Source organism: Streptomyces sp. NBC_00289 (assembly GCF_041435115.1).
In the GTDB taxonomy this organism is placed as follows: Bacteria; Actinomycetota; Actinomycetes; order Streptomycetales; family Streptomycetaceae; genus Streptomyces.
This window is the reverse complement of record NZ_CP108046.1, coordinates 211841-223386: the sequence shown is the minus strand read 5'-3', so window position 1 is coordinate 223386 and position 11546 is coordinate 211841. Positions and strand designations below refer to the sequence as shown.

Here is an 11546-nt window from a genome sequence, read left to right as displayed (position 1 = left end):
TTCACCGGACGAGCAGAAGAGTGCCGGGCACCACGATTCACCGCACCATCAAGCGTCCCTTTTCACTCGTACGCGACCGGGGACGATCGTGTGTACGCCGACACACCGCCGGTGACAACCCCGCCCGCCTGCGCACCGAAGCGTCCTTCGCCGCTCTGTGCGGTGTCGCCCCGGTTCCGGCCTCCAGCGGCAAGACCAGCCGTCACCGGCTCTCACGCGGCGGCGACCGCGCCGCGAACGGAGCCCTCTACCGCATTGCGCTCGTCCGCATGCGCCGCGACCAGCGCACCCGTGACTACGTGGAGCGTCAAACCGATGCCGGTCGGGCGAAGAAGGAAATCATCCGGCTCCTCAAACGCGCCATCGCCCGGGAGGTCTTCCGTCTATTGACAACTGCAGTCCAGGTTCCTGAGGTCGCGGATCTCAGGCTCGCCCGCCAGGCCAAGAACATCACGCTCACCGCCGCAGCGAACCACCTCGGCGTCTGGCCCGCCGTCATCTCCAACATCGAACGGGCCTCCGACGCGATGACACCTTCGCCGACGCCTATCGCAGCTGGCTCGCTGCCGCACCAACGATAGGAGCATCAAGGTCATGGACGGCATGGCGGAATGGCAGAGCCGTCCTCTCGACCGTGCTTGAGTTCTATTGGTTGTTGCGAACGCTCCGGAAGGAGAGTGTTTGCATGCCGAGGTACGCCCCCAACAGAGTGCCGACTGCGGTGAAGAAGAGGTACTTCGAGCTGCTGCACGCGGGGTATCGAGGTGCGGCTGCCGCCCGCCAGGTCGGGGTGTCCACGAGCTGCGGTTCGTTGTGGTTCATCGATGCTGGGAGCATGATCATTGCTGACCCCGGCCCGATATCGCCGCGCTTCCTCACCCAGGACGACCGCATCGCGATCGCCGACGGCCTGCACTCCGATCAGAGCGTGAAGCGGATCGCGGCCTCGATCGGGAAGAGCTTTCAGAGCGTCTACCGGGAGATCGAGCGCAACAGCAAGCCGGACGGCCGCTACAACCCCTGGTGGGCCCACAATCGCGCCCTCCTGCGTCGCAGGCGTCCCAAGAGGAGAAGATCCGGGTCGGCGAGCCGCTGCGGACGTTCGTGCGCGAGAAGCTCACTGAGAAGTGGTCTCCTCAGCAGATCTCGCGTCACCTGGCCCGCGAACACGCCCACGACACATCGATGCGGGCATGCCGGAGACGATCTACCGGGCCCTGTTTGCCGGCCTCCTCGGCCGGCGCGACGCCAAGCTCCGCACCGGCCGAACCCGACGCAAGAAGCAGCGTCGCGGCGTGCCCACCCTGAACAAGATCAAGAACATGACGCTGATCCACCGGCGCCCCGTTGAGGTCAACGACCGCAGATCTCCCGGGCATTGGGAGGGAGACCTCATCATCGGCCGCGGACAGGGCTCGGCGATCGGCACCCTGGTCGAGCGCACCACCCGTTACGTTCACCTGATCCACCTGCCCGGCGGCTGGAAGGCCCCGCAGGTGCGCAACGCGCTGATCACGCCGACCGCGCATATCCCGCCCCAGATGAAGAGAACCCTCACCTGGGACCAGGGGCGCGAACTGACGCTCCACGAGGACATCGAGGCCCTCACCGGCTTCCGGATCTACTTCTGCGACCCTCACTCGCCCTGGCAGCGCGGCACCAACGAGAACATGAACGGCCTGCTGCGGCAGTACTTTCCCAAAGGCACCGATCTGTCAGTCCACACCGCACAAGACCTTCGCGCCGTCGCCCGCCAACTCAACCACCGACCCCGCATCGTCCTCGGGGACAAGACCCCGGCCGAGGCCATGCAAGAATGCCTCACAGGCCCATTGACCAGGTGATTCGCAACCACTGATGGAAACCGCCGCGTCTACCCGGTCGTCTTCATCGACTGCATCAACGTGAAGATCTGGGTTCTGGCGACGATCTTGTGATCCGGACGCTTGTGCAGGTCGTTTCAGATGTTCGCGATCATGCATCGCGTGCTCTCGTAATGTGCTGTTGGAGTTGTTTCCCTACCTGTCCGCGTTGCTGATCGAGGAGGTCCAGCGGCGGCCCGACAAGGTGGTGCTGAGGACGCGCGCGCGAGCGACGACCGCGGCTTGCCGGTGCGGCCAAAGCTCGGCACGGGTGCACGGCCGGTATGTACGCCGGCTGCGTGATGTCGCCGTGGGCGGGCTCGGCGTCGTGATCGAGTTAGGCATACGCCGCTTCCGCTGTGAGAACCCTGCCTGCACGGCGGTGACGTTTGCCGAGCAGATCGCGGGACTGACCACCCCGCACAGCCGACATACCCCGCAGCTGCGTGGGGTGTTGACGCAGATCGGCCTGTCCCTGGCCGGCCGGGCAGGAGCCCGTTTGGCGGCCGCGGTCGGCCTCACCGTGGGCAGGGATACGCTGTTGCGGCTGGTCAGGTCCCTGCCCGAGCCGGAGATCGGCGAGGTGGAGATCCTCGGGGTCGACGACTTCGCCTTCCGCAAGGGCCGCCACTACGGCACGGTCCTGATCGACATGGCCACCCACCGTCCGCTGCACATCTACGACGGCCGCGACGGGGAGGACCTGGCCGCCTGGCTCCGCGATCACCCAGAGGTGAGGGTCATTTGCCGAGACCGTTCCAGCGGTTACGGGGAGGGCGCTCGGGTCGGGGCGCCGCAGGCCGAACAGGTCGCGGATCGCTATCACCTGTGGGCCAACCTCGGCCAAGCGGTTGAGAAGACGGTCAACGCCCATCGCTCCCACCTGACCGAACCGCATCCCGGCTCAGCCTCCGGCCCCGACCTCGTGGAGGTGGAACCCGAGGTGGTCCAGCCGCCGAAAGAGCTGAAGATCGTGATCCGGCTGCGTGAGCAGCATGCTGCCGCCCACGAACTGTGGCAGCAGGGGATGTCGAAGGCGGCGATCGGCCGGAAGCTCGGGCTGCACCAGGCCACCGTCCGCAAACTGGTCAACGCACGCTCCGCCGACGATGTCGTGGCCAAGAACCTCCAACGAGCGCATGTCGTTGATCCGTACGTCGGCTACCTGCACCGGCGCTGGAACGAGGGTGTCAGAAACGCTGCCCAGCTCTACCGGGAGATCAAGCAACTCGGTTATTCCGGCGGCGAGTTGGCCGTTCAGCGGCATCTGCGGCGTTACCGGACCGGGCGCGGACACGCACCCGATCCGGGACCGAAGCCTCCCTCGGTCCGCGAGGTCACCTCCTGGATCATGACGCACCCCGAGCACCTGCGGGACGAGGACGCTGACAACCTGCACCGGTTGCGTGAGCGCGATCCTGAACTTGACCGGCTCACTCTTCACGTCAGGAAGTTCGCCGCGATGATGACCGGACGGCACGGCGACCGCCTCGAAGACTGGATCATCGACGTCGAACAGGACAGTCTGGCTCCGCTTGCGGGCTTCGCGCGCAACCTCCGCCGCGACTTCGACGCAGTCCGCAACGGGCTGTCTCTACCGCACAGTTCCGGCGCCGTCGAGGGCAACATCAACCGGCTGAAGATGCTGAAACGCCAGATGTTCGGCAGGGCCAGTCTCGATCTCCTTCGCAAACGCGTCCTGCTCACACGGTGAGCCCCACCGCCCGAATCACAAGATCATCGCCAGAACCAAGATCTGCGAGGGCCAGGTCGCCAACAGGCCGATATACATGGCTCTGGCAGTCACGGCCGAGGGGCACCGCGACATCCTGGGACTGTGGGCCGGCGGCGAGGGAGGCGAAGGCGCCAAGCACTGGCTCCGCGTCCTGACCGAGCTGAAAAACCGCGGCGCCGAAGACGTCCTCATGCTGGTCTGCGACGGGCTCAAGGGCCTGCCCGACGCGGTCGGCGAGGTCTGGCCGCGGGCCGTCGTCCAGACCTGCGTCGTCCACCTCCTGCGGGCATCGTTCCGCTATGCCAGCCCCAGGACTGGGACAAGATCGCCAAAGCACTGAAGCCGGTCTGCACGGCGCCGACCGAGGACGCGGCCCCCAGCCGGTTCCTCGAATTCAGCGAGGAATGGGGCAGCAAATACCCTGCGATCGTGCGGTTGTGGGAGAACGCGTGGGCCGAATTCGTGCCGTTCCTGCAGTTCGACGCGGAGATCCGCCGGATCGTCTGCACCACCAACGCCATTGAGTCGGTCCACGCACGGATCCGCCGGGCGGTCCGGGCCCGCGGCCACTTCCCCTCCGAGAACGCCGCTCTGAAGTGCGTCTACCTCGCGGTGATGTCCCTCGACCCGACCGGCACCGGCCGAAAACGCTGGACCACCCGCTGGAAACGAGCCCTCCAGGCCTTCGATATCGCCTTCGACGGACGCCTCACCAACAACCGAATCTGAACCCAGGAGCGTTTTTCACGTGTAGATCATGAGGGTGAGGATCGCTGCGGCGGCTGACGTGAGCCTGTTCGGACTGGTACGGGCGTGGCGAAAGATCCGCCACCGCTTGATCCGGGAGATCGTCCGTTCGATGGGAGCCCGCAGGGCCGCGTGGACCTTGTTCGACTTCTTGTGCTTGTCGCTGAGCTCGGTCTTCGGGCGGCGCTTGATCGGAGTGATGACCGTGCCGCCGGCTCCGGCGTAGCCCTTGTCCGCCAGGACCTCGAGATCCAGCTGTGCGCAGGTGTCGATGATGCCGTGCTCGCGGGCGGCCTTCACGTCGTGGGTGCCTCCGGGCAGGGCGGGCGAGAGCCACAGCAGCTTCCCCTCTTCCGCGGTGATGACCTGCAGGTTCACGCCCTCACGGTGGACCTTCCCGGAGAAGTGGCCTGGCTCCTGGACCCGGTCGGTCTCCGCGACGGTGCCGTCCAGCAGCACGTATCCGTCGGCGTGATGGCTGGTCAGCGCCTCGGTCAACGACGGGGCGAAAGCAGCTAGGCACTCGATCGTGTCGTTCGTGTAGCGCCAGGCCGTGGCCACACCGATACCAAACCCTGCGGCGAGCTGTTCGAAGGTGTCGTGCTTGCGCAGGTAGACCAGCGTGCACCGGGCCCGATCGTACGGGCGCAGCTTGCAGGCACGGTCACCGTCACACGCGACGATCGCCATCGTCACCAGTTCGAGGAGCTCTTCGTCGAGGTCGCATGCGGCAGGATAGAAGAACACGGGGCATCTCCGCAGGTGAGGATACGTTTGGCGACTTTCCAAACCAGCGGGATGCCCCGTTCGTCACGCCACAGTCAACGCCGCCCCACCACCTCACCCGCCAGCCGTACACATGGAAAAGGCTCCAGAAACCAAACCGCTTACACCGTTTACTGGACAGACCCCGAACGAGCGGTGAAAGGCCTGATCACGAGCCCTGGATCGGGTAGTGGTCCGAGTAGTCGTAGTACTGCGTGTCGTTCAATGTCCAGGTGTGGGGGTGGACGTTGAGCCCAGTGTTGGTCCAGGTCGCAGGGCGGGCGTGCGAGTTGCTGAAGAGGATGTAGTCGAGCCACTGGCGTGGCTCGCCGGTGTAGCGGGCTTTGGCGATCGAGTTGGTGGCCGGATCCATGGTGTATGGCACACCGGCGAAGGAGGGCGCTGCGGCGTTCAGGGTCGACAGCAGGGTCGAATACTCGGGCCTGTAGCGGTCGATGTTCATGTCGCCGGCGTAGACGACTTCTTCGCTCGCCGGGAGTTTGAGCTTGTCGACGAAGGCCCGGATCTCCCTGAGCTGGGCCGTCCGCACCCGTGCTGGCTCGCTGGCGTCGCAGCCGTCGTCGTCCGACTGGAGGTGGGTTCCAATGACGTTGACCGCGGTTCCGTTGACGTTGAGCCGGACGTAGGCGAAGCCTTTTCCGGAGAGGCTGTCGTTGCCGCAGGACTCGTTGTAGATGAACTGCACCTTCTTGGTGATCGGCCAGCGGCTCATGACGCCGACGCCGCCGTCTTCCGGGGTGAAGAAGGAGTAGTCGCCTTGTGTGGAGTCCCACCCGCTGGTGGAACGGCCGATCACCGGCGTCTGGTACGGGTATTGCGCCTTCATCTTGTTCTGCAGGATGTTTGAGGCGCTGTTGTCGAACAGTTCCTGGAAGACGACGACGTCGTGGTTCTGCGTATAGCTTGATGTGCCAATGAGGCCGCCACGGAAGTCCTGCGCCCACTGGTCGACGACCACGGACGGGAGCAGCATCGTGTTGCTGGACACGATGTTCAGGGACGGAGCTATGGCGGCTGTGCTCCGGGGCGCCGCCTCGGCGCTCGCGGTGGTGCCGAACACCGTGGCGGCCGCGAGACAAGTGGCCGCCACGGCCAGTGTGGAGGATCTGGTCTTCATGCTGATGCCTCTCTTGTCGATTCCGGCGACGCGCTGTTGACAGCCGCTGATCCGACTCGAAGGGGTCAGTTCGGACTCCGACGTGTCACTTTCCGTCGAGGGTTGATTACGGTGTCCGTGAGTCGTCTGACTGAGGCCGGCTCAGCTCGGGGCTTTCCATCCCCTATTCGGTGAGACCGTTCTGTCGGCAGAAGTGGGCAGGAAGCCCGGTGTGCTCCCAGGCTCGGCGGTTTTCGCGTCGGCGGCTGGGCGTGCAGGCTGGTTCACCGCTGGTACTTGGACCGGGCGGCGGGCCTGGGTGGGGTGGTCATGGGTTTTCCGGTGTCCAGGGCGCGCAAGTAGCTCCGGGGATCCGAGCCGGTCGGCCACGTGCGAAGACCCTCCATGCGGGTGTCTATCCGCCAAGTCAGCCTTCGCGGTTACGGGTTCTGCGCGGCGCGGAGGTTTCAAGAGATGGTGAATGCATGTGAGGTGCCGCTGAGGGATGTGATGTGGCCGGTGAGTCCGTTTTTCCAGTCGCCGTGGTGGAGGATGCGGTAGGTGCCGACGGGTGTGTCCGCGGGGATGTCCCAGGTGATCGTTGCGGTGGAGGTGGCGCCGAGGGTGCGAGTCCAGCGGTATTTCGTGGCCCAGTCGCCGTCGTCGGCGTGGCGGATCCACTGTCCACCGGTGAGACGTTGTACTTCGAGGAAGGTTCCGCCGCGGTGCAGGTTGTTTTTGGGATGGCCGGTGACGAACCCCACTGAGACCCGCTCACCGCGACGGTAGCTGCTCTTGGGCGGAGTGAGGACGTCACCGAAGTTCCTGAACGGCGTCGGGTCGTCGAAGACGACGCCAGTCTGAAAGTTGAGCTGACTTCCGGACAGGTCACGTGGGACGGGGCCTTGGTCGGGGAACGTTCCCGTGCGGAGCGAGGCCGCGAGTTTTGCGAACTCCTGTTGGTAGGCGGGGAGGGTGTAGCGGCCGAAGAGTGTCGATCCGCCCTCGTACTGTTGGGAGTCGTACTCCTCGGGTGTCGTGACGTACTGGCTGTAGGCGTTGGCGTACCCCTGGAGGAGCACGTGCTCTAGCGGGACACCAAGTTCCGCGGCCACGGTTCGGCGGATACGCAGCCCGGCGACGATCGTGTACTCGGCGGGTCCCGCGACGAGGTGCAGCTGACCGATGCGAAGGATCTGCAACGGCAGCACATCTGGTGTCCATGGGTATGGCCGCATTGCCCCGGTGGGCAGGGCCACGAGCTTCGGAGCCTGGGCATCGGCAAGAGCCTGCGGGATCGGCGCGTCCAGTCCGCCGAGCGCCTCGACGAGCGGGTTCTTGGCACCTTCCGGCACGGGGATTCCGGGTCCATCCTCGGTGCTGCCCGCCAGCATGGATACGCCGATCGCGGCTGTACACGTCGAGTGCAGTCTCCCGTCCGGCGTGTACTGCCCGGCCACCGCCACCGCGGACATGTCCACATAGCACAGCCGGGAGTCCACCCCTCCGGTGACCTGCTCGGTCGCCGAGCCGAATGCGCGCAGTGCCGCACGGAACTGGCGGTCGCCGATGATCCGAGTATTCTCGAACTCGTTCTCCGTCGGTCCCGACCCCGGTCGAAGGTTCAGATTCGGCGACATGTCCCCGGAATTGGTCTGCGGAAAGCTCGCGACGAAACCAGGCACACCATCGAGGTAGCGAACCCCGGCGTAGTCATGCTCCCACGCATAGGCGGCGTAGCCCTTGTTGTCACCGCTGATGAGCCGGTTAGCACCCGTCATCGACGTGCCATGCGTAGCAAACCAGTTGATCGAACCGACATCGTGACCGCCCTGCCTGAACCGCAGCACCGTCACAGCGGGATCGATCGCCAACGGGAACTGCGTCCTGTCTTCTGCAGGGTTGCGCTCGAACGCCACCCTCGACCGGTTGACACTGGCGTCGGTGAGCTCAGTGCGCCCGATCATCATGCTTCCAGGCTCGAGATCGTTGTGCGCTTTGCTGATCGCCTCGACGATCCCCGTGACAACGCTGCTAAAGGTCTGCTGCTGGAATCCGAGGATCGCAAGATTGTACAGCGCGTAATGTGATTCGCCACCAGACGCGGAGTGTGTGTGCGTGGCATTCAGCAGAACGTTCTGATCGGTGTAGAGGCCCCCGTACATCTTCGCCAGCCGTGCCAGCACACCCTGATGCACGGATTGGAAGATCGCAGCCAGATCGGCGGTGACGAACACGACGCGTCGGCCCGAAGAATCCACCACTACATACGCCCGAGCCCTGCAGCGAATATGGATCCCGGTGGTCTTCTGCTGGGTCAAGGAGTAACCCATCATGCCGTTCTCGGCCCCTGGCCCGGTCACATCCGAGATCCCGCGCCCGACCAGATACTCGCCTTGTGCCGCGACGGGCGCCGCGGAGTTGAACACGTGGGCGGCGACCGACAGGCCGGCTACACCGGTCAGTAGACGCCTCCTACTCATTGACATGAGCGCAGTCCTCTCCTGTCGGGTTAGGGGGTCTCGTTTCCGGAGGGCACTGACCACTCGCAACTGCCGATGAATACCAGCCTGCCGCTACGTGCAACGTCACTCTGCTTGCGCCGGTCGATAGCTTGCTGAACAGGGCAGATGTACTGGTGCGATCTCGGCAGACCTCCTATCAGAGCGACGTTGGCCGATACGGAAGGATCGGATTTCAAGATCTTTGTATCTATTCCACAGTGGCAGGAACTTGATATGCGGCACCGGACTCTCTTCCAGGCTGCGCGAGATGCGCAAGAATAATCTTGTCGAAGGTGAAGAAATATCCGGTGCTGCTGGCCGCCGGAGTCGGCAACGTTGATCACATCGAAACTTGCACAGGATCAAAGGTGGCGCCCTGCCACTGATCAACGTCACTGCGATAGCGGGCCTGCCGACGCCGAGATCACAGCACGACATCTGCCCTGCTCGGCAAGCCGTCGACTATCAGAGCAAGGTTGTGCCATTGACCATCAGACTGTGGCACATTCCCAATGCGGGGCGGATCTTGCATGGAACGGCTGAACTCACATGCCAATTGCATTCACGGCGACCACAGGGCTGTAGGCATGTACCGTATCGCCGGAATCGTATAGGCGGACGTGTTCTAGTTATGCCCACTATCGGAAGAGCGGAACCTTTCCTGCGGGCGGCTTACTGATCGTTTCACAATGAGGTTCTGAGTCGCCTCAAACAGATGATGCTGCAGGCGAGTTGGAGTAACGGTGTGGTGTACGAAAGCGGTTTTGGCTGGTGGGGAACGTGAGGAGAGCCGTACGGGTTGGGATGGTTGTGAAGCGATCCTTGGCCCGTACGGCTCTCTTGCATCGCATCTGCACGGCATCTCGAGGCGTCGACTCGGGGCGCTCATCGTCGAGTTGGCCGGCCCGTGGATCAGGGCTGATTCAAAGTCCTTACGGCTGCGAGAACCAGCAGGTCACAGGGATGTGACGAACCTTCACTCCGGCAATGCCGCACGCAACGAAGCTCCGATGATCAGGGAGACCTACCAAGTCGCCCGACCACCGGAGCTTCGATGTGCCGCCAGTCTGCCACCATCTGTCTGATCAAGTCGCCCACCCGTCAGCAGCGTGAGCTGTCGGACACGGCTGCCCGGCTGGGTGCCCTGGCCGATCCCCGTGGCCGGCGCGGACGCCGCCACACGCTCACCTCGGTGTTACTGACCGCCGCGTGCGCGGTCCTGGCCGGCGCCCGCTCCTACCTGGCCATCGGCGAGTGGGCCCGCCACGCACCCCAGGACACCCTCGCCCGCCCGGGGTTTCATGCACGCGGGCCTCTCCAGGTACGCCGTGCGGCCTCGCTCTCCACTCTGCGCCGGGTGCTGGTCCTGGTGTGTCCCGGCGCCCTCGCCGACTTTCTCGGACACGGCCCGGCCGGGGCGGAGACGGTCGCGGTGGACGGCAAGAGTGCCCGCGGATCGCGCACCGATACCGGGCCCGCCGCCCACCTGCTGTCCGCCGTCACCGCCGCCGGCCGGACCGTCAGCCAGGTCGAGCTGGCCACCGCCGAGTGGGTCGACTGGTACTGCCACCGACGCCTGCACGGTGAGATAGGCCACGTCCCACCCGTCGAGTACGAAACCGACTACTACCTGACAACCACGAAACCCCAGGTCACGACCACCAACCGAGATCTCTACCGAACCCGGGGCGGTTCATCGTCCGACTCAGCGAATGCTTCCCGCCCGGCACCACATCGGCTTCACTACGACCACCAAGCCACTTCCGGCAGCTCTGCCAAAGGCTGACGGCCTAGAGATCACCAACAGCATCAGTTCCGTGAAACCCGAGATGTCGATCATGAAGACTCGTGATCATGCTGGGTGACTGTTGCTGAGCTCATCACTGAGCTTCTTCGAGTTGGCCACCGATCGGGTGACAGACAAGGGCTCGTAACGGACAAGGCTCCCGGACAGTTGAGCGAGAGATCTCACGTCTCAACTCATTTGTCAGGGAGCCTTGTTGGTTACCTATCCTGCCGCACTCGACCTTCCGCATGCCCTCGTGGAGTAGGTCACGATGCTGATCATCACCCGCGAGGGTGACCGCCGGTGCAAACTGCCGGCCTCTCAGCGGGCCCTCATCACGCTCGTGTACCTACGCGAGCGACTGAAGATCCCCGCCCTCGCGGACAAGGCGTACCAGGGTGCCGGCGGAACGTTCGCCACACCCGTCAAAAGACACCGAAACCGTGAGCTCACCGTCAAAGAGAAGGCCGTCAACCGGGCACACGCCCGACTCCGCTCGCCCGTCGAACGGGCCTTCGCACGACTCAAAGCCTGGCGGATCTTCCGCAAAAGCCCGCGTCAGCCCCAACACACTCACGTCAATCGCCAAGGCCGTCCTCACCCTGGAGAAGCAACGCTGAAGAAGCTCACTGTTCTGTTCCCGCACTTCGTCAGGCTCCACGTCGACTTCGTCAGGGTGAGCGGCCGGACGGTGCGGCTGCAGGTCCGAGGCAGCGAGCTATCGGCTGCCTGCTCTAGCTGCGGGGCTTCGTCGGCCCGGGTCCACAGTCGTTACGAGCGCCGGATCTCCGACACCGGCGGTCGCACGCCGAGGCTGCCCGCTGGCCGCCGTTCGGATCGAGGTGGAGGCGGTACGGCTGGGGCTGCCGGCCGCCCGCCACCGGGCCGCCAGGTCCTGAAGTGCCTTCCAGATGTCGCGCGGCCCCTGGGTGGTGACGTTCCAGCGCTTGTGGCCCACCGGTTCCACGCGCAGCCACGAGCCGCAGGCGGGCGCGCCGATCACCAGATGCTCGGCGCTGAAGTCCCGCAC

6 protein-coding genes and 5 pseudogenes are annotated in these 11546 nt (G+C 64.7%); 7 read left to right on the top strand and 4 right to left on the bottom strand.

Features of this window, described 5'->3' with window-relative positions; genetic code table 11:
• Positions 1-104: 104 nt before the first annotated feature.
• The 5 genes and pseudogenes from OG985_RS01155 to OG985_RS01135 all read left to right on the top strand — a co-directional run.
• Positions 105-392 (top strand): annotated as a pseudogene (locus OG985_RS01155) (transposase); the annotation flags it as partial.
• 293 nt (positions 393-685) lie between these two features.
• Positions 686-982, top strand: a pseudogene (locus OG985_RS01150) (helix-turn-helix domain-containing protein); the annotation flags it as partial.
• Between the two features lie 211 nt (positions 983-1193).
• Positions 1194-1844 (top strand): IS30 family transposase, encoded by a 651-nt coding sequence (locus OG985_RS01145; protein ID WP_371666504.1) that lies wholly within the window; start codon positions 1194-1196, stop codon positions 1842-1844.
• Positions 1845-2004: 160 nt separating this feature from the next.
• Positions 2005-3576, top strand: a complete 1572-nt coding sequence (locus OG985_RS01140) for an ISL3 family transposase (RefSeq protein ID WP_371666459.1) — start codon at positions 2005-2007, stop codon at positions 3574-3576.
• Positions 3577-3613: 37 nt separating this feature from the next.
• Positions 3614-4326, top strand: a pseudogene (locus tag OG985_RS01135) (IS256 family transposase); the annotation flags it as partial.
• A gap of 15 nt (positions 4327-4341) precedes the next feature.
• Here the strand turns inward: OG985_RS01135 and OG985_RS01130 are convergent.
• The 3 genes from OG985_RS01130 to OG985_RS01120 all read right to left on the bottom strand — a co-directional run bounded on the left by OG985_RS01130 (position 4342) and on the right by OG985_RS01120 (position 8715).
• Positions 4342-5091: a transposase family protein gene (locus OG985_RS01130; protein ID WP_371666503.1), complete on the bottom strand. Its 750-nt coding sequence runs from the start codon at positions 5089-5091 to the stop codon at positions 4342-4344.
• 187 nt (positions 5092-5278) lie between these two features.
• Positions 5279-6247 carry a sphingomyelin phosphodiesterase gene (gene sph, locus OG985_RS01125; protein WP_371666502.1) on the bottom strand — a complete coding sequence of 323 codons (969 nt, stop codon included), beginning with the start codon at positions 6245-6247 and terminating at the stop codon, positions 5279-5281.
• Positions 6248-6693: 446 nt separating this feature from the next.
• Positions 6694-8715 carry a neutral/alkaline ceramidase gene (locus OG985_RS01120; protein ID WP_371666501.1) on the bottom strand — a complete coding sequence of 674 codons (2022 nt, stop codon included), beginning with the start codon at positions 8713-8715 and terminating at the stop codon, positions 6694-6696.
• Between the two features lie 1069 nt (positions 8716-9784).
• Here OG985_RS01120 and OG985_RS01115 point away from each other — a divergent pair.
• Positions 9785-10117: pseudogene (locus OG985_RS01115) on the top strand (transposase family protein); the annotation flags it as partial.
• 670 nt (positions 10118-10787) lie between these two features.
• Positions 10788-11136, top strand: a pseudogene (locus tag OG985_RS01110) (transposase family protein).
• Between the two features lie 98 nt (positions 11137-11234).
• On the opposite strand, the gene OG985_RS01105 reads toward OG985_RS01110, so the two are convergent.
• Entirely contained in the window at positions 11235-11546 is a 312-nt protein-coding gene (locus OG985_RS01105) for a hypothetical protein (RefSeq protein WP_371666500.1), read from the bottom strand.